This is a genomic window from Micromonospora sp. NPDC050784 (genome assembly GCF_044456765.1).
Lineage (GTDB): Bacteria > Actinomycetota > Actinomycetes > Mycobacteriales > Micromonosporaceae > Micromonospora > Micromonospora foliorum.
Genome location: NZ_JBITGG010000013.1, coordinates 33,651 through 56,087 on the forward strand (window position 1 = coordinate 33,651; position 22,437 = coordinate 56,087).

Here is a 22,437-nt window from a genome sequence, read left to right on the forward strand (position 1 = left end):
CTACGGGATCCGGGGTGGCGGCCGTGCCGCCGCCACCCCGGGACCGTCAGGAGATGTCGCGTCGACGCATCAGCAGGGTGCCGACCACGCCGGTCACCACCGCGTACCCGATGAGCACGGCGGCGCCGGCCCAGCGCGGCGGGTTGCCGGGGATGTCCGCCCCGGTGACCATCAGTGACGAGGCCAGCGACGGCACCAGCAGTTGCAGGTTGTTGATCCAGTCACCCCAGCGCTCGGCCAGGATGCTGATCACCACGATGGCGCCGATCGAGCCGCCCAGGTAGAGCAGGATGCCGGTCACGGTGGCGCCGATCTGGCTGCGGATCAGCACGCCGATGCCGACGCCGAAGACCGCCCAGAGCAGGTACGCGAGCAGGTTCAGCCCGATCGCCCGCCAGGCCGCGTCGTTGCCCAGTTGGGATTCCATCCCGATCGCGCTCAGCACCGCCGAACCGGCGACCAGGTTGAACGCGGTGGTGACCAGCCAGAACAGCAGCGCCAGCACGCCGGCCGCGACCAGCTTGGCGCTCATCACGGCGGTGCGGTGCGGGTTGGTGAGGAACGTGGTGGTCACCGTCTGGTGGAAGAACTCACTGGTCACCACGATGATGCCGAGCAGCATCACGATCAGCAGGCCGAAGAACTGCCCGGTGGTGAACAGGTTCGACGACAGGGCGTCCGGGTGGGCCGCCGCCGCAAAGGTGTCGGCCTGGTCGGGCGGCACGTCGCCGAGGTTGCCACTGGTCAGGGTGTCGGCCTGCAACCAGTTGATGAGCAGGGTGAGCGCCCAGAGCGGCAGGCTGATCAGCGCGAAGATCCACCAGGTGTTGGTGGTGCGGATCTTGAGTAGCTCGGATCGGACCAGGTTCATCGGATGCCCGCCTTTCCGGCCGTCAGCTCCAGGAAGACCCGTTCCAGATCGGGCCGTTCGGTGGTCAGTTCGTGCAGCTCCACCCCGGCCGCGAGGGCGGACCGGCCGATCGTCGGGGCGTCCACCCCGCCGACCAGCAGCACGCCGTGCTCGTCGGTCTCGATCGTCGCCGACTGTGCCTTCAGGGCGGCGGTCAGCGCCTCGGCCTGCGGGGTGCGGACCCGGACCCGGGCGCCCTGCGCCATCGACCCGAGCACCTGCTCGACCGGACCCTGCCGGACCAGCTGCCCGGCCGCGATGATCACCACGTCGTCGGCGAGCAGCTGCATCTCCGACAGCAGGTGGCTGGAGACCAGCACCGTACGGCCCTCGTGGGCGAGGTTCTTCAGGAACCCACGCATCCACCGGATGCCCTCCGGGTCCAGCCCGTTGGCCGGCTCGTCGAGGATCAGCACGCGGGGGTCACCGAGCATCGCGGCGGCGATGCCGAGCCGCTGCTTCATGCCCAGCGAGTAACCCTTGAACTTGCGCTTCGCCGCCGGGCTCAACCCGACCAGGGCCAGCGCCTCGTCGGCCCGCTGCTTGGGCAGCCCGGCCGCCGCGCAGATGACCCGGAGGTGGTTGATGCCGGTGCGGCCCTTGTGCGCGCTGGACGCTTCCAGCACCGCTCCGACCTGCCGCAGCGGGTCGGCGAGGTCGGCGTACCGCTGGCCGCTGATGGTGGCCGTGCCTGCGGTTGGCGTGACCAGGTTCAGCAGCATGCGCAGCGTGGTGGTCTTGCCGGCGCCGTTCGGGCCGAGGAAGCCGGTCACCCGCCCCGGCGCCACGGTGAAGGACAGGTTGTTCACCGCCCGGACGCTCTTGTACTGCTTCGTCAGACCGGACACCACGATCTGACCGTCGCTGGTGGGGCTTCGCTGCCCGTCAGTCATCGTTCTCCTCCCGTGTGTGGCGTCGAGGTACGCCGTGGCACAGCGTGACGGCCCGTGGCAACAAGGTCAATCAGGCGCGATCGGTACGTTCGTCTCCGTCGCGGGGTGGAGGCGTGTCATCCCTGCGGACGACGGCCGGGCTCAGCGGGCGATCCAGGTTGCCCGGGCCGCCCCGAGCAATGCGCCGTCCGGGCCGTACAGGCTGGTGTGCACGAGCGCCTTGCGCCCATCGACGCGCAGCAACGCCCCGGTCACCACGCACTCGTCGCCCGGCTCGGGCAGCGCCGCCACCACTGCGGCGATCCGGCCCAGCAGGTACGGGCGGCCCGGCGCGAGCACCGCCCAACCGCCGGGGCAGTCCAGCGCCGCCCAGACCGTGGCCCCGCTGACCCGCTCGGGTGCGTGGAACGGCGCGGCGGTCCGGCCATCCGGCAGCCGGCCGGGGAAGATCCGCAGCCCGTCGGCCCGCTGCGGCCCGCAGACGTAACAACTGGGGAACGGATGCTCGACCAGGCCGGGGTAGCGGGCCGCGGCGGCCACCGCCGTCTCCAGGTCGACCGGGGGTACGACGGCATCGATCACGCCGGCCCGGCGTACCTCGGCCACCAGCTCGCCGGCCGGGTCCCGGACCTCGCCGTCGGCCAGGGTCAGCTCGGTCTCCAGCGGTGGCGGCCGGCGCAGCGTCACCTCGACCGGCCCACCGCCGCCCGCCCCGGCCGCGAAGATCCCCGCGCTCCAGCCGCCGTTGCCCGAGCCGGCGGGCCCGTTGTAGCGGGACTCGATGCGCATCGTCGACCTCCGATGGTGCGTGTCGGCGCCTTCGCCGGCCTGCCCGGGCAGCCTCGCACGGTCTGCACCGGGCGTCGCTAGCGGTCTCGCCTGCCGGCGTTCATCCGATCGACACCGGTGGTCCCCGTGAATGGCAACCCGGGCACCTACACAGATCCCATGGCCGTTCTGCATGCCGCTGGCACACCCCTGAAGACCAGCGGATACACCCTGCTGATCGCCGACGACCCCACCCAGGTCGCGGCCGCGCAACGCCTGCGCCACGAGGTGTTCGCCACCGAGCTCGGCGCCACCCTCCTACCCGGCGGGGCCGGGTTGGACGTGGACCCCTTCGACGCGTACTGCGACCACCTGATCGTCCGCGAGGACAGCACCGGCGAGGTGGTCGGCACGTACCGGCTGTTGCCGCCGGGGCGTACCAATCGGCGCTACGCCGAGGACGAGTTCGACCTGAGCCCGCTCGACCCCCTCGGCGGCGACCTGGTCGAGGCGGGTCGGTCCTGCGTGCACCCCGACCACCGCACCGGCGCGGTGATCAACCTGATGTGGGCGGGCATCATCCGGTACCTGCACCTGCGCGGCTCCCGCTGGCTCGGCGGCTGCGCGTCGGTGCCGGTGGCCGACGCCGGGCGGACGGTCGCCGAGGTGTGGACCCAGGCCCAGGCCCGGCACCTGTCGCCGCCGCCGTTGCGGGTCAGCCCGTTGCGGCCCTGGTTCGCCGAGGCCGCTGCCGCCGGCCCGGTCGCCGCCGCCCCGGCCGGGCGGGTCGCGGTTCCGCCGCTGCTGCGGGGCTACCTCCGGCTCGGCGCGTGGATCTGCGGTGAGCCGTCGTACGACCCCGACTTCGGGTGCGCGGACTTCTACGTCCTCTTCTCGCTGGACCGGATGAACCCGCGCTACCTGCGGCACTTCCTGGGCGGAGAGCAGCGGTGACCGCCGTGCCGCGTGACCTGTGGCGGCCCTCCTCGGGCTGCGACGACGACTGCCTGCCGGCGGCCGGCGAGGTGCCGACGGTGCCGGTGGCCCGCCGGGTGCTCCGGTTGGTCGCCGCGCTCGGCATGCTGCTGACCGGGATCGCCGTGGTGCTGCTGCTGCCCGTGCTCCCCACCCGGGAACGGCAGGCGCTGGTGGGCGGCTGGGCACGGGGCACCGCCCGCGCCTTCGGCGTCCGCCTCGTGGTCAAGGGTCGGCTGCCCCGGCGGCGCGCGCTGCTGGTCGCCAACCACGTCTCCTGGCTGGACATCCTCGCGGTGCTGGCGGTCGCGCCCACCCGGATGGTGGCCAAGCGGGAGATCCGCTCCTGGCCGGTGGTCGGTCTGCTGGCCGCGGCGGCGGGCACGGTCTTCGTGGACCGTTCCCGGCCGCTGGAGCTGCCGAGGACCGTCGGGCGGGTCGCCGACGCGCTGCGCGCCGGGCGTTCGGTGGCGGTCTTTCCGGAGGGTACGACGTGGTGCGCCGGGAACGGCGCCACCGACTGCCGCCCCGGCGGTGGTTTCCGGCCCGCGACGTTCCAGGCGGCCATCGACACGGGCAGCCCGGTGGTGCCGCTGCGACTCAGCTATCGCTGCGAGGCCACCGGGTCGACCACCACAGCGGCCGCCTTCCTCGGTGCGGACACCTTGCTGCGCTCGGTGGCACGGGTGGTCACGGCACGGGAGTTGGTGGTCTCGGTGACGATCGCCGGCGCGCTGCACCCGGCCCGTGACGCCGATCGGAGGTTGCTGGCCCGGGCCGCCGAGTCGGCCGTACACCTGTTGCCGACGGCGAGCGCCGTGGCGCGGACCCGGCTGCGGCCGGTGCCGACGGTGACCCCCGCCGTTCCCCTGCGGACGCCGGTCGCCGATCGGGGGCTGGACCTGGCGGCCTGAGGGGAGCGACGCCGACCGCCGAGCCGGCTACCAACTCGCGACCTGTCTTGTGGTGTCGCGATGTATCGCGTTACATTCTCCTCCTGATCGGCGTGCCTCCCGCGCGTCGTCGAGAGGGGGACGCCATGGCCGGATGGACGGTCGAGAGCCCGCAGCGGCTCACCCTGGACGGTCCGGTCATCCGGCTGGACGTTCGACTGATCAGTGGACGGCTCAACGTGGTCGCCACCGACGGGCCGACCCGGATCGACGTGACCCAGGTCGGCCGTCGGCCGGTCCTCATCGACCACACCGACGGCCGGCTCAGCATCCGGCAGGAGCGCGGTCGGGGCTGGTCGGACGTCCTGCGGTGGTTCCGGATGATCCACCGCTACCCACGGGTGGACGTCTCCGTCGCCGTGCCCGCCGACGTCCTCGCCGATCTGGGCCTGGTCGCGGGCTCGCTTGTCGCCTCCGGCCTGCGCCGGCAGACCACGGTCCACGTCGTCGCCGGTCAGATCACCCTGATGGGGTTGCGCGGCAACACCTCCGCGAAGATCACCTCCGGGCCGGTGGAGGCGCTCGGCGTCCGCGGCGACCTCACCCTGGAGACGGTCTCCGGAGAGGTCATCCTCGCCGACAGCGCCGTCGACCGGGTGCGGGCGCAGACCGTCTCCGGCGCCATCACCTGCGACCTGGACAACCCCCGGGGCAGCGAGATCCGGTTGACCACCATCTCGGGCAGCATCACCGTCCGGGTCCGCGCGGACAGCGACCTCGCCGTCCAGCTGAACACCGCCTCCGGCCGGATCACCAGCGGCTTTCCGCAGGTGCGCACGTCGACGTTCCCACTGCCCAGCAGCGAGGGGGTCCTCGGTGCCGGCGAAGGTAAGCTCTGGGCTTCCGCGACCTCGGGGAGCATCGCCCTGCTCGCCCGAGCCGTCGACGACGATGGGGAGGAGCTGCCGTGACCGCCGTGTTCAGCCACGGGCGGCTCCGGCTCTACCTGCTCAAGCTCCTCGACGACGGCCCGAAGCACGGGTACGAGCTGATCCGCCTGCTGGAGGATCGCTTCCTCGGGCTGTACGCGCCCAGCGCCGGCACCATCTACCCCCGCCTGCAACGGCTGGAGGTCGAGGGCCTGGTCAGCCACACCGCGGCCGGCGGCCGCAAGACGTACGACATCACCGACGCCGGCCGGGCGGAGCTGCGCCAACGGGCCGGCGAGTTGACCGCGCTGGAAACGGACATCGCGGCCTCCGTGGCGGACCTCTCCAGCCTGGCTGGCGAGATCCGCAGCGAGGTACGCGGATCGGTCCGCGACCTCAAGCGGGAGCTGAGCGAGGCCACCCGGCAGACCCGGCGGGCCCGGTGGGAGGCGCCCACACCGCCGCCCCGGCCGGCGTCGACAGCCGGGCCGCAGGCCGAGCTGCTCGACGAACTCGACAAGCGGCTGGCCGCGTTCACCGCCGAGGTGGGGCGGCTGATGCGTGCCCGACAGTTCAGCGACACCCAGCTGCGCACCGCGATCCGACTGCTCGACGGTGCCCTCGACGGGCTGCGTCGCCTGCTGCGCTGAGCGACGTCGCCGAGCGTCCGGCGACTCACAGCCTTTTTGCAGGAAGCGTCCAGCGCTGGCGCAGTGATGTCACCGATGATGGGCGCATGCCCGCTACCCAGACCGAGGCGCGACTGCTTGTCGTCGAGGACGACCCCAACATCCTCGAACTGCTCTCCGCGAGCCTGCGGTTCGCGGGCTTCGACGTGGCCACCGCGACAAGTGGGAGCGCGGCGCTGCACGCCGCCAAGGACCACCGGCCCGACCTGGTGGTGCTCGACGTGATGCTCCCCGACCTGGACGGCTTCGAGGTCATCCGGATGCTCCGCGAGGGCGGCACGCGTACCCCGGTGGTGTTCCTGACCGCCCGGGACGCCACCGACGACAAGATCCGTGGGCTCACCCTGGGCGGCGACGACTACGTCACCAAGCCGTTCAGCCTGGAGGAGCTGACCGCCCGGATCCGCGCCGTGCTGCGCCGCACCACCACCGGCGAGCAGGCCCCGTCCCGGCTCACCTTCGCCGACCTGGAGTTGGACGAGGAGACCCACGAGGTGCACCGGGCCGGCCAGCGGGTGCAGCTCTCGCCGACCGAGTTCAAGCTGCTGCGGTACCTGATGCTCAACGCCAACCGGGTGCTGTCCAAGGCGCAGATCCTCGACCACGTCTGGAACTACGACTTCCGGGGCGACGACAACATCGTCGAGTCCTACATCTCGTACCTGCGGCGCAAGGTCGACACCACCCAACCCCGGCTGATCCACACCCTCCGCGGCGTCGGATACGTGCTGCGCAAGCCGGCGGCGTGAACGCGGTCCAGCAGGCGAAGGGACGGGTGCGGGGCGTACCACTGCGGATCAAGCTGGTCGCCTCGGTGCTCGCGCTCGTCTCCGGCGCCCTGGTGGTGATCAGTGTTTCGACCGCGTACTTCCTGCACAACTACCTGGTCGAGCAGATCGACCTTGAGCTGCGCGAGTCGGCGGACCGGATCCAGTCCATCATGCCGTCGTCGAACGGCGTCTCGCTGCCCAGCGACTACGTGGTCGTGCTGACCAGCCCGACCACCGGCAAGGTGAGGGACTTCGCGTACGACACGTCCCGCTTCCGAACGGCCGATCTGCCGCCTTGGCCGAGCGACGCGGCCGGGTTCGAGGCGCAGGAGAAGGCCCAGGATGGCAAGCCACGCACCATCCGCGCCCGAGACAGTTCGGTGCGCTGGCGGATGTTCTACATAGAGCGGCCCGACGGCCAGATGGCGGCGATCGGCGAACACCTGACCGATGTCGACCTCGCCGTGAAACGGTTGGCCTGGATCGACCTGTTGGTCGGGGGGTCGGTGCTGATCATGCTGGCCTCGGTGGGCGCGGCGATCGTCCGAACCAGCCTCAAGCCCCTCGTCGAGATCGAACGCACCGCCGCCGCGATCGCCGGGGGTGATCTGACCCAGCGGGTGCCCGACCCGGAGGAAGGCCAGGACGAGCCAACCTCGGAACTGGGCAGGCTCTCCCGTGCGCTGAACGCCATGCTCACCCAGATCGAGGCGGCGTTCACCGCCCGAGCCGCCTCGGAGACCTCGGCGCGCTGGGCGGAGAGTGCCGCCCGGGATGCCGCCGCCGCCGCTCAGGCGTCCGAGGCGCGGGCCATCCGCTCCGAGGAGCGGATGCGGCAGTTCGTCGCGGACGCCTCCCACGAGCTGCGGACTCCGCTCACCACCATTCGCGGCTTCGCCGAGCTGTACCGGCAGGGTGCGGCCCGTGCGCCGGAACAGACGGCCGGTCTGTTGCGCCGGATCGAGGACGAGGCGGCCCGGATGGGGCTGCTGGTGGAGGACCTGCTGCTGCTCGCCCGGTTGGACATGGAACGGCCGCTCTCGCTGACCCCGGTGGAGCTGCCGGTGCTCGCCTCCGACGCGGTGCAGGCCGCGCGGGCGATGGCACCGGAACGGCAGATCGAGCTGGACATCGAGCCGAAGTCGGGGCCACTCGTTGTCTCCGCCGACGACGCGCGGCTGCGGCAGGTGATCGGCAACCTGGTCACCAACGCGCTCACCCACACCCCGGCGGAGGCCGAGATCCGGGTACGGCTGCGCGCCGAACCGGGTGGCTTCGCCGTGGTGGAGGTGGCCGACACCGGCCCCGGCCTCTCCGCGGAGCAGTCGGAACGGGTCTTCGAACGGTTCTACCGGGCCGACGCGGCCCGTACCCGACGGGCCGACGGCAACACCGGCACCGGCCTCGGCCTGGCCATCGTGGCGGCGCTGGTCGCCGCCCACCACGGCTCGGTCGAGGTGGCCGAGACACCCGGCGGGGGAGCCACCTTCCGGGTCCGGCTGCCGCTGCTGCCGCAGGTCGACGGAGCGGGCGAGTGACTTTCAGCCAACTTCCAGGACGGTTCCAGGTTGGTTGCAGTGCTGAGGGAGAAGGTAGTGCCATGACCGAGTTCGAGTCCGACCCGCAGCGCCGGCCGGCCCCCACCGACGCCGAGCCGTCGCACCCCACCGCCGAGCTGCCGCGCGACGAGCGCGTGCAGTCCGACTCCCCGACCACTCCCGTACCGGTCCAGTCGACCACCGGTGACCCGACGGTCGCCTCGACCGCCGGTGACCCGGAGACCACCGCCGTCACCCCCGCCGGGTACGCCGGCTCCTCCGCGCCCGCCGGCCCGCCGGCCACCGCCCAGCCGACCGGCTACGAGCCGCCGACCGGCTACGAGCCCCCGGCCGCCACTCCGTCCGCGCCGCCGTACCCGGTCTCCGGTCACCCGGCGCCCGGCCAACCCGGCTACCCACAGCCGGCCGCCGGCCACTACCCCGGTGCCCCCTGGTACGCGGGGCAGCAGTCCGGCTGGGCCGGCGGGGGCCAGCCGGGCATGGCGTACGCCCAGCACCAGCAGCACCCCGGTCAGCACGCCCAGCACCTCGGACAGCACCCCCAGCACCCGGGCCAGCCGGTCCCGCCGTGGGGCCCGCAGGTCGCGCCGCCCGGCAGCGGCCCCCGACCGGGCCGGATCGCCAAGTTCGCCGGTGCCGGCGTCGCGGTGTTCGCCCTGATGCTCGGTTCCGGTGTTGCCGGTGGGGCGCTCGCGCTCGCCCTCGACGGCGACAACGGCGGGATCACCCGCACCTACTCCGCGGCTCCCGTGATCAATGGCGCCGACCTGCCGAAGATCGCCGCGGCGGTGCAGGACAGCGTCGTCTCGATCACCACCGACAGCGGTGAGGGCTCCGGGGTGGTGCTCAGCGCCGACGGGTACGTGCTGACCAACAACCACGTGGTCGCGTCCGCCGCGGGCGACGCCGTGCGGGTGGTCTTCGCCGACGGCAAGACCGCCGACGCGAAGATCATCGGCACCGACCCGAAGACCGACCTGGCCGTGGTGAAGGCCAACGGGGTGAGCGACCTCAAGCCGGCCAAGTTCGGCGACAGCGACGCCATGCAGGTCGGCGACCAGGTGCTCGCCCTGGGCAGCCCGCTCGGCCTGCAGGGTTCGGTGACCTCGGGCATCCTCAGCGCCCGGGACCGCACCATCCGGGCCGGTGAGGGTCAGCAGCAGGACCCGACCCAGCAGAGCCAGGCGGTCAGCTCGATCTCCGGCCTGCTCCAGACGGACGCGCCGATCAACCCCGGCAACTCCGGTGGCGCGCTGGTCAACACCCGGGGCGAGGTGATCGGCGTCAACACCGCCATCGCGACCTCCGGGCAGAGCACCGGCAACATCGGGGTCGGGTTCGCCATCCCCAGCAACAAGGCCAAGGACGTCGCGGGCAAGCTCCAGCGCGGCGAGAAGGTCAGCCACCCGTCGCTCGGGGTCGGCGTCAACCAGGCCGAGGGCGGCGGCGCGCTCGTCGCGTCGGTCACCCCGGGCAGCCCGGCCGAGAAGGCCGGCCTCCAGCGTGGCGACGTCGTCACCCGGTTCGGCGACAAGCCGGTCAACGACTCGGACGACCTGGTCGGCGCGGTGCAGGCCGGCAAGGTCGGCGACCGGGTCGAGGTGCAGTTCAAGCGCAACGGTGTCGAGAAGTCGGCAACCGTGACGCTCGCCGAGACGTCCTAACCAGCTATTTGAACCTGCTTCCTCCCTCCGGCGGCGGGTGGCGGGGCCGAGGGGGTCGGCTCCGCCACCCGCCGCTTTTTTCCGCCCGGACGGCGGTTCACCCAGATCGGGTGAACCGCCGTCACCCGTCTGCCCGGCAGGTTCGGAGGGCGAGTCTCGGCGACCGGAACCGGGGGTGGGGTGCCATGACCGAGGTGGTGGGTGTCCGAGACGACCAGCGGATCCAACGCGACGTCCTGGCCGAGCTGGCCTGGGACGCCCGGCTGCAACCGAACGAGATCGGCGTGACCGTCGACCAGGGTGTGGTCACCCTGACCGGATTCGTGGACGGTGCCGCTCGCGGTTGGGCCGCGACACGATGCGCACAGCGGGTTCGCGGCGTACGGGCGGTGGCCGACGAGATGGAGGTGCGGCTGCCCGGCACTCCGGGGCGTACCGACGCCGAGGTGGCCATCGCCGCCACCCGCGCGTTGGAGTGGGACAGCTTCGTGCCCGCCGAACGGCTGGACGTGACCGTGGCCAACGGCTGGCTGATGCTGCGCGGTGAGGTCGAGTTCGGGTGGCAGCGGCGGGCCGCCGAGGGCGAGGTGCGTCGACTCGACGGCGTACGGGGGATCACCAACCTGATCGAGGTACGACCTGCGGCGCCACCGGCCGAACGGCTGCGGCGGGACGTCCAGCGGGCGCTACTGCGCACGCTCGGCGGCGAGCGGGTGACCGTCGAGGTGGACGGCGACACGCTGGTCCTCGCCGGGGTGGTCCGTTCCTGGTGGGAACGCGATCAGGTCGAGCGGGTGGCGTGGTCCGCTCCGGGGGTGCGGGCGGTCCACGACCAACTCCTGGTCGGCGGGTGATCGTCCGCCATGTCCGGTTTACCCGGGACACCACCGGGAAACCGCCGCCGACCGGCGGTGCCGCCGCACCGGGGGCCAGCCGCACCGGGGAGCAACGGGGAGGACTCGTGGCCGTGAACCACCCGCCTGCGGGCCGCCCCGAGGAGCGGTCGCTGCGCATCGCGATGGTGGTTCCGCCGTGGTTGTCCGTACCGCCGCCCGGCTACGGCGGCCTTGAGCAGGTGGTCGCCGCTCTGGTGGACGCGCTCACCGGGCAGGGGCACGCGGTGACCCTGTTCGGTGCCGGTGGTGACCACGGCACGGCGGCCGACGGCTTCGTCTCCACCGTCGCCGAGGTCCAGTACGAGCGGCTCGGTGAGTCACTGCCCGAGCTGGCACACCTGGCCAGGGTGAATCGGCTGATCACCGCGGCCGACTTCGACGTGATCCACGACCACACCACCATCGGTCCGCTGGTCGCCGGCCGCCGGGCCGTGCCGACGGTCGCGACGGTGCACGGGAACCCCGTGGGGGAGTACGGCGACGTGTTGAGCGACATCGACTCGGGCGTCGCCCTGGCGGCCATCTCGCACGCCCAGCGTCGGCTGAACCCGAACCTGCCCTGGGCCGGCACGGTGCAGAACGCGCTGGACATCCGGGGCTTTCCGCGCAAGCACACGCCCGGCACGGGGCCGGTGCTGTGGCTGGCACGGTTCAGCCCGGACAAGGGCCCGGACACCGCCATCCGGGCGTGCCGGGCGGCCGGGTTGCCCCTGCTGCTGGCCGGCAAGTGCAACGAGCCGGCCGAGCGCCGCTACTACGAGCAGGTCGTCGCGCCGATGGTCGACGAGGATGTGACAGTCGTGCTCAACGCGGACCGCGCGACGACGCTGCGGATGCTTGTCGACGCCCGCTGCCTGATCATGCCGATCCAGTGGGACGAGCCGTTCGGCATGGTGATGCTGGAGGCGATGGCGACCGGCACACCGGTGGTCGCGCTCAACCGGGGGGCGGTACCGGAGCTGGTTCGGCCGGGGCTGACCGGGCTCGTCGTCGAGCAGTCGGAGGAGCTACCCGCGGCGTTGCTCGCCGCGGAGCGACTCGACCCGGAGGACTGCGTGGCGCACGTCGCGCGGAACTTCTCGGTCGAGCGGATGGCGAGCGGCTACGCGGAGATCTATCGGCGCTTCGCCCTCGGCCGGCACGACGTCCGTGAACCGGCCCGGGTGCCGGTGCGCTGACCCACCCGTGTCGCCGGGTCAGGCCCCGGTCGCGCCCAACTCGGCGATGGCGGCGTCCAGCCGAGAGGCGTACGCAGGACTGATGCCGCCCTCACCGAGGCGGACGGTGACCTTCGCGCGCAGTCGGGCCACCGGCGGCGCCAGCTCTTCGCGGCCGGAGCTGACCGCCACGGTCAGGTTGCGCAGCTCGTTGCGCAGGTCGAGGGCCACGTCGTCGCGGATCTCCCCGGCGCTCAGCCCGGCGCCGATCAGCCCGTCGACCCGGTTCGCGACCTCGGTCAGGGTGCCCGGGTTCGAGGTGGGCGCGCCGGTCGTCGGCTTCCTCGACGGGGGCGTGGTCGGCGGGGTCGGCGTGATCGGCGCCGACGTCTCGGGGGCCGGCGGGTCGGTCGACGGGGTCGTCACCGGACCAGCGGAGGGTTGTGCCCGGCGGGCCGGCTGCTGTTCGGGCAGCAGGGCCACCCCGGCCAGCGTCACCCCGACGGCCAGCACCAGCAGCAACACCAACCGCCGCCGGGACCAGCCCGACGCGGTCGCCGGCCCGCCCGCGTCGGAGGCGTCGTCCGCTCTCCGTGCGTCCCCCGTCGCTGGGGCGGGCGCCGCGACGCTGGCCGTCGCGACGGCGGGCGACTGCGGTGGCAGGGGCTGGGTGGGCACCCGGATGGTCGCGGTCGGGGGCTCGGCGGGCAGCGAGTGGTCACGGAGCGCGGTGGCGACCTGCCGGGCGGTCGGCCGGTCGGCAGGGTTCCGGGCGAGGCTGCGCAGGCAGATCTGGGCCACCGGTGGGGGCAGGTCCGGTAGGTCGGCCAGCGTCGGCGGCGGACCGCTGGCCAGCGCGGCGCTGAGCTGCTCCCAGGTGTCCGCCGGGTACGGGACCCGGCCGGTAAGTGCCTCGTGCAGCAGCACGCCGAGCGAGTAGACGTCGGTGGACGGCTGGGCCGGCGCGCCGTCGAGGCGTTCCGGGGCGACGTACGCCGGGGTGCCGAAGGTCTCGCCGTCCTCGTCCTCGTCGGGCGCGCCGATCCGGGTGGCGATGCCGAAGTCGAGCACCTTGACGCCCGTCCCGGTCATCATCACGTTGGCCGGGGTGATGTCCCGGTGCACGATGCCGAGCCGGTGCGCGGCGGCCAGCGCGTCCGCGACCTGCGCGCCCACCTGGACCGCCTCGGCCCACGGCAACGGCCCCTCGGTGAGCCGTAGCTTCAACTCCTCGCCGCTGAGCAGCTCCATCACCACGAACGAGGTGATCGAGCCGTCCGGGTCGACCGTCTCGCCGTAGTCGTGCACGGAGGTCAGGTGCGGGTGCACCAGCTGGGCGGCGGCGCGGGCCTCCTCGCGCACCATGCCCCGGAACCGCGCGTCGGCGGCGAGTGACGGGGCGAGCACCTTCAGGGCGACCACCCGGTCCAGTACCTCGTCCCGGGCACGCCAGATGACCGACATGCCACCGGCGCCGATCTGGTCCAGAAGTCGGTATCTGCGAGCCAGCAATCGGCCCGGATGCAGTGCTGCCTTCACGGATCGCACCTGCCTCAGGGGTGGGAGCCGTATCAGGTTGCGCGAATGTGTCCTGCCTGTCAACGCCGTCGCCACCCGCCGTCGACGGGCGGCGCCTGCCGTGCGCTGACCGTCGGTTGACGGCGGCCCACCGGTCGGCGGCGGGCCCGTGCCAGGATGACAGGCATGGCGGGGGGACCGGTGGCGTTCGTGCTCGGCGGCGGGGGAGTGCTCGGCGCGGTCGAGGTCGGCATGTTGCGCGCGCTGTTCCGCGCCGGCATCCAACCCGACATGGTGCTCGGCACCTCGATCGGCGCGGTGAACGGCGCGCTGGTCGCCGCCGACCCGTCCGAGGCGGTGACCGACCGGTTGGTCCGGCTCTGGGCCTCACCAGAGGCGAGCGAGGTGTACGGCGACTCGGTCGCCCGGCAGTTGCGCCGTTTCGCCGCCCGCACCCACCTGCACTCGCCCCGGCCGCTGCGCCGCCTGCTCGAGACCGAGCTGGGGGTGGACACCACCTTCGCCGACCTGCGGGTGCCGTTCCGCTGTTGCGCCGCCCACATCGAGCGGGCCGCCGAGCACTGGTTCGACAGCGGTCCGGTGGTGCCGGCGGTGATGGCGTCGGCCTCGGTGCCGGGCCTGCTTCCGCCGATGCAGATCGACGGCGCGCACTACGTGGACGGTGGGATCGTCAACTCCATCCCGATCGGCGAGGCGGTGGCCGTCGGCGCCCGCCGGATCTACGTCCTCCAGGTGGGTCGGATCGAACGGGAGCTGACCCCGCCCCGCCGGCCGTGGGAGATCGCGCAGGTCGCGTTCGAGATCTCCCGCCGGCACCGCTTCTTCCGGGAGATGGCGGCGCTGCCCGAGGGGGTGGAGGTGCACGTCCTGCCGACCGGCGGGCTCAACCCCCGCGACGACACGCCGTGGGCGTACCGGGACATGGCGGCGGTGGGACGGCGGATCAGCCGCGCGTACACCGCCTCCCGGCGCTATCTCGCCACCCACCTGGAGCGGTGATGCCGCTGCCTCCCCGGTGGCTGCGTCGGCTGCTACTCGCCCCCGCCGTCGTGCTGCTCGCCTTCCTCGTGGTCACCACGTTGCCGATCTGGGCGCTGCTCGCCGCAGCCGCGTCCCCGCTGGTCCCGGGCCGGTTGCGCCCGCTGCGACTGCTCTGGATCGGCTGCTTCTACCTGGTCTGGGACGCTGCCGCGCTGCTCGCGCTCTTCGTGCTGTGGGTCGTCTCCGGTTTCGGCTGGCGGACCCGGTCGCCGGCCTTCCAACGCGCGCACTACGTGCTGGCCGGCTGGTTCCTGCGGGTGCTGTTCTGGCAGGCACATTGGACACTGCGGTTGCGCATCGACGTGGTGGGCACCGACCCGGACACCGCGCTGCCCGGTCGGCCCGAGCTGGTGCTCTGTCGGCACGCCGGGCCGGGCGACTCGTTCATCCTGATCCACGGGCTGGTCAACTGGTTCCACCGGGAGCCACGGATCGTCCTGAAGGACAGCCTCCAGTGGGATCCGGCCATCGACGTGCTGCTCAACCGGCTACCCAACCGGTTCATCGCGCCGACCCCGGAGCGCGGCGAGGAGACGGTACGCCAGGTCGGGCACCTGGCCACCGGCCTGGACGACAACGACGCGTTCGTGATCTTCCCCGAGGGTGGCAACTTCACCCCCAAACGACGGCTGCGTGCCATCGCCCGGTTGCGCTCCCTCGGCCTGGAACGGATGGCCCTGCGCGCCGAGCGGATGCGCCACGTGCTCGCCCCGCAGCCCGGTGGGATGCTCGCCGCACTGGACGCCGCCCCGGACGCCGGGGTCATCTTTGTCGCCCACACCGGGCTGGACCGGATGCTCACCGTCGCCGACGTGTGGCGGGAACTGCCGATGGACAAGCGGATCGTGATGCGGTTCTGGTCCGTGCCACCGGAGGACGTACCGACCGGACGGCAGCAACGCATCGACTGGCTCTTCGATTGGTGGGCGCAGATTGACGCCTGGATCGCCGCTAACCGGTGAGCGCGAGGAGTGTAGCGAAGCGGAGCCCCGCAGTCGCGAACGAAAGGCGGGCTCCGGTGAGCGCGAGGAGTGTAGCGAAGCGGAGCCCCGCAGTCGCGAACGAAAGGCGGGCTCCGCGGCGTTTGGCCGCGTAGGGTGCGGGCGTGGACGAGATCTGCGTGGTGACAACGGTGGTGGATGCACGGTCGGTCGCCGACGTGTTGGCGGCTGCGGCCGTCGCCGGCAGGCTCGCCGCCTGCGCCCAGGTGGGTGGTCAGGTGGACAGCACCTACTGGTGGCGGTCCGGGATGGAGACGAGCACCGAGTGGTCGGTGCAGTTCAAGACCGCACCGGATCGGCTCACCGCGCTGCTGGACCAGATCCGGGTCAGCCACCCGTACGAGGTGCCGGAGATCCTGGTGTCCAGGGTGGAGAGCGGCAACCCCGACTACGCCACCTGGGTGTACGAGCACACCAGAACCTGAGTACGCGCACTCTGGGTCGCACCCCGGTCGGCTGTCGATGATGACCGGGTGGACGACACCCGTTACCCCTGCCCCGCCTGCGGTGCGCCGGCCGATCTGAGTGCCGGTTGCTCCGGTTGCCGGCGCGCGCCCGACCCGATCGCCGCCGAGGTGGTTCGGCTCAGCCGGGAGGCCGCCGAGCTTGAGCCGCAGGTGGAGCGGGCCCGCCGCGCGTACACCGAGTTGGCCGGACGTCTGTCGGCCGTGTCGCGACGGCGGGCCGAACTGGCGGCGGTCGTCCGTGCCGGGTTGGTTGCCCCGGTCGTGGCGCGCCCGGCGTCTCTGGTCGGGCCGGAGCCGTCCATCGGCCCGGGTCCCGGGGTCGCGGCGGATTCGCGGCCGGGTGCTGCGGAGACCTCGACCCGGACCGTCCAGGGTCTGCTCTTCGTCCTCGGTGGACTCCTGCTGGGCACCGCTGCGGTGGTGTTCACCGCGGTCGCCTGGGCGGCGGTGGGGGTCGGCGGTCGGGCGTTGATCCTGGCGGCGTTCACCGCGCTCGCGTTGGGCGTACCGCTGCTGGCGGTCCGCCGGGGGCTGCGGGGTACGGCGGAGACGTTCGCCGCGGTGGGGTTGCTGCTGGTAGTGCTGGACGGTTACGCGGCCTGGTCGGTGGACCTGGCCGGAGTGGCCGACTGGCCGGGCAGCCGGTACGCCGCGCTGGTCGGGGGGGCCAGCGCGGCGGTGGCCGTGGCGTACGGCCGGTGGAGCGGGTTGACGGGGCCCTGGTTCGCCGCGCTGGTGGCCGTCCAGCCGGCGTTGCCGCTGCTCGCCGCCGAGGCCGGGCTGGGTGCGGCGGGGTGGGCGTTGGTCCTGCTCGGGGTGGCGTTGCTGAACCTGGCCGTGCTGACCGCGCTGCGTGGCCGGGGAGGGGCGGCGCAGCTCGTCGGCCGGGTGCTGGCCGGCGCGGGTCACGTCGCCGCGGTGGTTGGCGCCTCGGCGTGCGCGGTGGTGCCGCTGGTCGGTGGGCGGGCGGGGGGCTCGCCACTGCTGGCCGGGGTGCCGCTGGTGCTGGTCGCGCTGACCGGGCTCGGTGCGGCCTGGCTCGTCGGGGGGCGGGCGCTGCGGGCGGTGGCGGCCGGGCTGCTGGTGCCGGTGCTCGCCGCCGCGCTGCTGCGTCCGGTGGCGGAGCTGCGGCCGTCCCTGCTGCTGCTCGCGGCGGCGACGGTGGCGCTCGGGCTGGCCGTTGCCGTGCGGCTACTGCCGGCGGTGGACGGTGGCGGCGGTTGGCGGACCGGCCCGCGTGCCGGTGCGCTGTTCGTCGCCGCGGGGACGGCACAGGTCACCGTGCTGATCACCGTCGGGCTGGCGGTCGTGGCCGTCGGCCGGTCGCTGCCGCCCTGGGGCGGGGCCGGGACGGGGCCGGACCTGCGCTGGGGCTGGCAGCTGGCACCCGCCGTGGCGCTGACGATCGGCGCGACGGTGCTCCTGCTGCCCCGGAACGCGCGGGCGGTGCTCGCCACGGCCGGTGCGGTGGCGGTGCTGTTCGCCGTGCCCGCCGGCTGGGCGGTGTCCTGGCCTCAGGTGGTGGCCATCGATCTGGTCGGCGGGGTCGCGCTGCTGCTCGCCGTACTGGCCCGCCCGACCACCCCATCGATCGCCCTGCGCACCCGTGCGCTCGGCGGTGCCGTCCTGCTCGGGCACGGGCTGCTTGTCGCCCTGGCCGCCCCGACCGGTGCCCTGGTGGCGCTCGGCGTGCTCGCCGTGGTCGGGCTGGCACTGGCCGTACGACGGGGGGCCGGGGCGTACCGGGAGGTGGCCGGCACGGGTCTGCTGGTGGGGCAGCTCGCGCTGCCCGGGATCGCGGCGGTGGCGCTGTTCGCGGCGGGCGCGCCGCCGTGGTGGCAGGCCCGGCTCGCGCTGGCCGCCGCCGGGCTGTCGCTGGTCGCGGCGCTCGCGGCGCGTCGCCACAGGGTGGAGCTGATCGGGTACGCCGTGACCGGCGCCGTCGTGGCGGTAGCCGTGCCCGGCCTCGCGCCGCTGGTCGGGGCCGGTGACGAGCCGCTCACGCTGTACGCCGCGCTGGCCGGGCTCGGCGTCGCGTTCGTCGCCTACTTGCTGCCGTCGGCGAGCGCCTCCGGCCGGGCGGCCCTCGGGGAGCGGCCGACGGCCGACGGGCGTGAGCCGACCCGGTCGGCGCTGTTGTTGGCGGCCGGCGGAACGCTGGCGGTGGTCGCCGTGCTGGCGGCCCTGCCGACGGTGCTGACCGCGCTCTGGTCGCCCTACGGCGTTCGGGACCGGGTGTGGTCGGGGGTGCCCACAGTCGTCGCCGACCCGACGGTGCTCCCGGTCGGGTTCGCGCTGGTCGTGCTGGCGGTGGCCGGCGTGCTGGCCGGTCGGCGGGTCGGCCTGCCGGTGGCGCCCGCGCTGCCGTTCGTGGCGGCGGCGCTGCCGGTGCTGCTCATCGCGATCGGCGCGCCGTGGCCGGTGCTGCCGGCCGCCGTCCTGCTCGCCGGCCTGGCCGCGCTGCTGTTCACCGCGCTGGCCGGGGCCCGCCCGGCGCCCGCACCGGTCGCCGTACCGGTGGGCGTGGTGCTGGTGGCCTCCGGTGTGCTCGGTCTGCTGGCCACCCGGGCCGGGACGCTCGCGGCCGAGGGGACGCTGCTGGTGGCGGCGGTCGCGGTCGCCGTCGGGGCGCGCCGGTTCGCGGTACGGGTCGCCGGTTGTCTCGCCGCCGTGGGCGCGGCGTCCGCGTTGGCGGTGACCGCCCCGCTCGCCGGTGGGCTACCGGTGCGGGCTGCCGCGTACCCACTGCTGGCGGTGGCCGCGTTGGTGCTGGCCGCCGCGGCGGTCACCCCGGCGCGGGCCCGGCTGGGACGGGTGCTGGACGCTGCCGCGCAGGCCGTCGCGCTGGTGGCGGCGGTGCTCGCCGTCGAGGTGGCGCGGCACCTCGCCACCGTGTGCGTGCTCTGGGGTGTCGCCGTCGCGCTGCGACTGCTGCGCCGGGCTGAACCGGCCGGTCGGCGGTGGGCGTTCGCCGGGATCGCCGCCGGCAGCGAGTTGCTCGGGGCCTGGGTGCTGCTCGCCGCCGGTGGGGTCACCGTGCTGGAGGCGTACACCCTGCCGGCCGCGGCGCTCGCCGTCGGCGCGGGTCTGCTGGCGCTGCGCACCCGGCCGGGGCTGACCAGCTGGCCGGCCCTCGGCCCGGGGCTGGTCGCGGCGTTGCTGCCCAGCCTCGTGTCGGTGCTGGCCGGGGCGGACGCGCAGCCGTGGCGGCGACTGCTCCTCGGCGCCGCGGCGACCGGCGCGGTGCTGGCCGGCGCGACCCGCCGATGGCAGGCGCCGGTGCTGCTCGGCGGCGGCGTGCTGACGCTGTTGGCGCTACACGAACTGGCCCGGGGGTGGGATCTGCTGCCCCGGTGGATCTATCTGGGGGTCGGCGGGCTGGCGCTGGTCGGGCTCGCCGCCACCTACGAGCGGCGGCGTCGTGACCTGGCCCGGCTGCGCGCCGCGGTTGGGCGGCTGATTTGAGTTTGAAGTCAGGAAGGTAGGGCTCTCCCTACCTCCCATTCGGGGGTTGTCGGGGTTACTCAGCGCTACCGCGATCGGGACACTTGACAATAAGCCCGAACCACCCCGGTACGGGCGCAAGCGGAACGGGAGCAGCGATGGCGCTCGGAGCGGTGGCGGAACCGCCGGTACGACGGCGAGGTAGTGACTACGCACAGTTGTCCCGACGGATCAGCCAGGCGGGCCTGCTGGAGCGGCGTCCCGGCTGGTATGTCACCCGCATCGTGTTCACCCTCGGTGCCTTCCTGGCCGGCTGGGTGGCCGTGTTCCTGCTCGGCGACTCCTGGTGGCAGCTTCCGCTCGCGGCCCTGATGGCGGTGGCCACCACCCAGGTCGCGTTCCTCGGTCACGACGCCGGGCACCGCCAGATGTTCCGTCGGCGTGGGCCCAGCGAGTTGGTGGGGCTGCTCGCCGGCAACGTGGCGGTGGGGATCAGCTACGGCTGGTGGGTCGACAAGCACAACCGGCACCACGCCAACCCGAACCACGAGGACGAGGACCCGGACGTCGGCGCGGGGGCCCTGGTGTGGACGCCCGAGCAGGCGTTGGAGACCCGTGGGATCGGTCGCTGGATGGCCAAGCGGCAGGCGTACCTCTTCTTCCCGATGCTCCTGCTGGAGGGCATGAACCTGCACGTGGCGAGCATCCGGGCGATCGTCGGCCGGGAGGACGGCAAGTACACCGTCCCGATGCGGCGCCGGGCGGTCGAGGCAGCGTTGCTCGTCGCGCACACCGCCGCCTACGTGGCACTGCTGTTGGCGGTCATGTCGCCGGTCAAGGCGCTGCTCTTCGCCGTCGTGCACCAGGCGCTGTGGGGCCTCTACATGGGCTGCGCGTTCGCGCCCAACCACAAGGGCATGCCGATGCCGACCGCCGAGGACGAGCTGGACTTCCTGCGTAAGCAGGTGCTGACCTCCCGCAACGTGCGGGGCAGCCGACTGGTGGACACCACGCTCGGCGGTCTCAACTACCAGATCGAGCACCACCTGTTCCCGAACATGCCCCGCGCCAACCTGCGCCGGGCCCAGCCGATCGTCCGTGCCTACTGCGTGGAGCAGGGCATCCCGTACGCCGAGACCGGGCTGGTCGAGTCGTACCGGCAGGCGCTCGGTCACCTGCACGAGGTGGGGCGGCCGCTGCGCGGCTGAACACACCAGGGGGATGGCGGGGGCGGTGCCAAACGGCACCGCCCCCGCCTGCGCGTATCGGGCCGATCGACACCCCGCTACCGCTGGTCGATGCCGGCCGTCGTCCCCGGTAGGGTCGGCGCATGGCAGACCTGCTCACCGCGGACGCGGTGCGAGAAGAGCTGAGCCGGTTGCCCGACTGGTCGGGTGACCCGACCGGCATTGGTCGTACCGTCCAGCTCGGCAGTTTCCCGGCGGCCATCGCGGTGGTGGACCGGGTGGCGGCGGTGGCCGAGGAGCTCGACCACCATCCCGACATCGACATCCGATGGCGGACCCTGACCTTCCGCTGTGTCACGCACTCGGCCGGTGGGGTCACCCACCGGGACATCGAGCTGGCTCGGCACATTGACGACATCGTCCGGAGTGCGGCATGAGATTCGAGATCAGCAAGGTGCTGGACGCCATCGAGGGACGGGTCTGCACCGACCCGTCGCTGGCCCGAGCCGTGGTCGACCTGGCCGAGGTGATCCGCTACCAGGACATCGACGGCGGTCGCCCGGCCAGCCTGCTCCGCCTCGGCATGGTCATCGACGCGCTCTCCCGCGAGCTGGAGGAAGACAGCGTCCAGGTCTACGCGGTGGTGCACCGGGCGTTGCTCTCCGACGCCGACCTCACCTCCAACGAGCGGATGGTCGTCCGCCGCTGGGCCGACGACGGGCTCGTCGAGGTGCTCGACAACCCGGGTGACCGGATGTTGGAGGTCGCCGACCTGCTCGGTCTGCCGGTGCTCAGCCGGGTCCGCTTCGACGGGTTGCGCGGTCGGTTCCCGTGGCTGGTCGAGCAGCCCGGTCGGGTGGTCGCCCCGGTGCCCGGCGCCGGCGGGCCGGTATTCATCGCACACGTCGGCGGTGGCCACTCGCCGGTGGCCGGCAAGCGGTCGCCGACCGGTGCCAAGCTGCTGGCCCGCCAGTGGCGCTGCCCGGAGTCGGGTTGCGCGTTGTTCGGCGGCGGTGGTGGGGGTGGCGCGTTCGCCGACCTGGCCGGGGGTGCCGACCGCAGCCCCGCCGCGCAGCCGCCGCCCGCGCTGCGCAACGGCGTGCCGACGTGCCCCCGGCACGGCGCACGGCTCGGTGACACCGGCCCGCGTCCGCGTACCGAGGTGCTCGCGGTGCGCGTCGGCGGCCTGGTCCGGCGGCGGTTCGTGCTCAGCGAGGAGCAGCCGATCGTGGCCGGTCGGGCACCCGAGCAGGACGGCGGGATCATGCTCGGGCAGTGGCTCAACGACGAGGCCCGACGCTGGATCAGCCGTGGTCACGTCCGCTTCGAGCTGCGGGTCGGCGAGGTCATCGTCACCGACGTCAGCACCAACGGCTCCGGCATCCGCCCGGCCGGCTCGATGACCGAGTCGGACCGGATCCCGCTGGCCCCGCAGCAGTCCCGGGTCCTGGGCGAGAACGACATGGTGGAGCTGTACCCCGGGGTGCAGATCGGTCGGGCCGAGGAGCTGCCCACCGGTGCCCCGTTCACCCCCACCTCGGTGATGGCCGAGGCCCCGACGATGGCCATGCGCCTGCCCCGTCCCTGACGAGCCCGCGCGCGACCGGTCAAGATCCGGACAAGAACAGGGAAAGTGCTGCCTCGGATGGTGTCGA

General features: G+C 73.3%; 20 protein-coding genes. 16 read left to right on the forward strand and 4 right to left on the reverse strand.

Annotation, left to right across the window (positions count from 1 at the left end; all coding sequences use genetic code 11):
* Positions 1 to 46 precede the first annotated feature (46 nt).
* From ACIBD9_RS18870 to ACIBD9_RS18880, 3 genes are all read right to left on the reverse strand, one after another.
* Positions 47 to 871 carry an ABC transporter permease subunit gene (locus tag ACIBD9_RS18870; RefSeq protein ID WP_238659492.1) on the reverse strand — a complete coding sequence of 275 codons (825 nt, stop codon included), beginning with the start codon at positions 869 to 871 and terminating at the stop codon, positions 47 to 49.
* Complete coding sequence (locus ACIBD9_RS18875; protein WP_387168797.1) at positions 868 to 1,803, reverse strand: ATP-binding cassette domain-containing protein; 936 nt, start codon at positions 1,801 to 1,803, stop codon at positions 868 to 870. Before ACIBD9_RS18875 ends, ACIBD9_RS18870 begins: the two co-directional genes overlap by 4 nt.
* A gap of 141 nt (positions 1,804 to 1,944) precedes the next feature.
* Positions 1,945 to 2,592 (reverse strand): hypothetical protein, encoded by a 648-nt coding sequence (locus tag ACIBD9_RS18880; protein WP_396719253.1) that lies wholly within the window; start codon positions 2,590 to 2,592, stop codon positions 1,945 to 1,947.
* Positions 2,593 to 2,751: 159 nt separating this feature from the next.
* Between ACIBD9_RS18880 and ACIBD9_RS18885 the strand changes: the two genes are divergently transcribed.
* The 9 genes from ACIBD9_RS18885 to ACIBD9_RS18925 all read left to right on the forward strand — a co-directional run bounded on the left by ACIBD9_RS18885 (position 2,752) and on the right by ACIBD9_RS18925 (position 12,124).
* A complete protein-coding gene (locus tag ACIBD9_RS18885) occupies positions 2,752 to 3,525 on the forward strand; it encodes a GNAT family N-acetyltransferase (RefSeq protein WP_396719255.1) in 774 nt (257 codons plus the stop codon).
* Complete coding sequence (locus tag ACIBD9_RS18890; RefSeq protein WP_396719257.1) at positions 3,522 to 4,460, forward strand: lysophospholipid acyltransferase family protein; 939 nt, start codon at positions 3,522 to 3,524, stop codon at positions 4,458 to 4,460. The genes ACIBD9_RS18885 and ACIBD9_RS18890 overlap by 4 nt, the downstream gene beginning before the upstream one ends.
* A gap of 125 nt (positions 4,461 to 4,585) precedes the next feature.
* Positions 4,586 to 5,410, forward strand: coding sequence for a DUF4097 family beta strand repeat-containing protein (locus ACIBD9_RS18895; RefSeq protein WP_396719259.1), 825 nt, complete (start codon positions 4,586 to 4,588; stop codon positions 5,408 to 5,410).
* Positions 5,407 to 6,018: a PadR family transcriptional regulator gene (locus tag ACIBD9_RS18900; RefSeq protein ID WP_387168783.1), complete on the forward strand. Its 612-nt coding sequence runs from the start codon at positions 5,407 to 5,409 to the stop codon at positions 6,016 to 6,018. Before ACIBD9_RS18895 ends, ACIBD9_RS18900 begins: the two co-directional genes overlap by 4 nt.
* 86 nt (positions 6,019 to 6,104) lie before the next feature.
* On the forward strand, positions 6,105 to 6,806 hold the full coding sequence (locus ACIBD9_RS18905) for a response regulator transcription factor (RefSeq protein ID WP_110561683.1): 702 nt from the start codon (positions 6,105 to 6,107) through the stop codon (positions 6,804 to 6,806).
* Positions 6,803 to 8,365, forward strand: a complete 1,563-nt coding sequence (locus ACIBD9_RS18910) for a sensor histidine kinase (protein ID WP_396719261.1) — start codon at positions 6,803 to 6,805, stop codon at positions 8,363 to 8,365. Before ACIBD9_RS18905 ends, ACIBD9_RS18910 begins: the two co-directional genes overlap by 4 nt.
* 62 nt (positions 8,366 to 8,427) lie before the next feature.
* Positions 8,428 to 10,050 carry a trypsin-like peptidase domain-containing protein gene (locus ACIBD9_RS18915; RefSeq protein WP_396719263.1) on the forward strand — a complete coding sequence of 541 codons (1,623 nt, stop codon included), beginning with the start codon at positions 8,428 to 8,430 and terminating at the stop codon, positions 10,048 to 10,050.
* Between the two features lie 185 nt (positions 10,051 to 10,235).
* The gene (locus tag ACIBD9_RS18920; protein WP_387168773.1) at positions 10,236 to 10,904 is read left to right on the forward strand and encodes a BON domain-containing protein; all 669 of its coding nucleotides are present in this window, start codon (positions 10,236 to 10,238) and stop codon (positions 10,902 to 10,904) included.
* Between the two features lie 164 nt (positions 10,905 to 11,068).
* Complete coding sequence (locus tag ACIBD9_RS18925) at positions 11,069 to 12,124, forward strand: glycosyltransferase family 4 protein (protein ID WP_396719474.1); 1,056 nt, start codon at positions 11,069 to 11,071, stop codon at positions 12,122 to 12,124.
* A gap of 18 nt (positions 12,125 to 12,142) precedes the next feature.
* Here ACIBD9_RS18925 and ACIBD9_RS18930 read toward each other — a convergent pair whose 3' ends face one another.
* The gene (locus ACIBD9_RS18930) at positions 12,143 to 13,642 is read right to left on the reverse strand and encodes a protein kinase (protein WP_396719265.1); all 1,500 of its coding nucleotides are present in this window, start codon (positions 13,640 to 13,642) and stop codon (positions 12,143 to 12,145) included.
* Positions 13,643 to 13,807: 165 nt separating this feature from the next.
* On the opposite strand from ACIBD9_RS18930, the gene ACIBD9_RS18935 reads away from it, so the two are divergent.
* The 7 genes from ACIBD9_RS18935 (at position 13,808) to ACIBD9_RS18965 (ending at position 22,370) form a co-directional block, all read left to right on the forward strand.
* Positions 13,808 to 14,641, forward strand: a complete 834-nt coding sequence (locus tag ACIBD9_RS18935; RefSeq protein ID WP_238661642.1) for a patatin-like phospholipase family protein — start codon at positions 13,808 to 13,810, stop codon at positions 14,639 to 14,641.
* The gene (locus ACIBD9_RS18940; RefSeq protein WP_396719267.1) at positions 14,641 to 15,645 is read left to right on the forward strand and encodes a 1-acyl-sn-glycerol-3-phosphate acyltransferase; all 1,005 of its coding nucleotides are present in this window, start codon (positions 14,641 to 14,643) and stop codon (positions 15,643 to 15,645) included. The genes ACIBD9_RS18935 and ACIBD9_RS18940 overlap by 1 nt, the downstream gene beginning before the upstream one ends.
* Before the next feature lie 143 nt (positions 15,646 to 15,788).
* Positions 15,789 to 16,109, forward strand: coding sequence for a divalent-cation tolerance protein CutA (cutA, locus tag ACIBD9_RS18945; RefSeq protein ID WP_396719269.1), 321 nt, complete (start codon positions 15,789 to 15,791; stop codon positions 16,107 to 16,109).
* 48 nt (positions 16,110 to 16,157) lie between these two features.
* On the forward strand, positions 16,158 to 19,616 hold the full coding sequence (locus tag ACIBD9_RS18950) for an SCO7613 C-terminal domain-containing membrane protein (protein WP_396719271.1): 3,459 nt from the start codon (positions 16,158 to 16,160) through the stop codon (positions 19,614 to 19,616).
* 137 nt (positions 19,617 to 19,753) lie between these two features.
* Positions 19,754 to 20,803 (forward strand): fatty acid desaturase family protein, encoded by a 1,050-nt coding sequence (locus ACIBD9_RS18955; protein ID WP_387168758.1) that lies wholly within the window; start codon positions 19,754 to 19,756, stop codon positions 20,801 to 20,803.
* A gap of 122 nt (positions 20,804 to 20,925) precedes the next feature.
* A complete protein-coding gene (locus ACIBD9_RS18960) occupies positions 20,926 to 21,219 on the forward strand; it encodes a 4a-hydroxytetrahydrobiopterin dehydratase (RefSeq protein ID WP_396719273.1) in 294 nt (97 codons plus the stop codon).
* Positions 21,216 to 22,370, forward strand: a complete 1,155-nt coding sequence (locus ACIBD9_RS18965; protein WP_396719275.1) for an FHA domain-containing protein — start codon at positions 21,216 to 21,218, stop codon at positions 22,368 to 22,370. Before ACIBD9_RS18960 ends, ACIBD9_RS18965 begins: the two co-directional genes overlap by 4 nt.
* Positions 22,371 to 22,437: the final 67 nt, after the last annotated feature.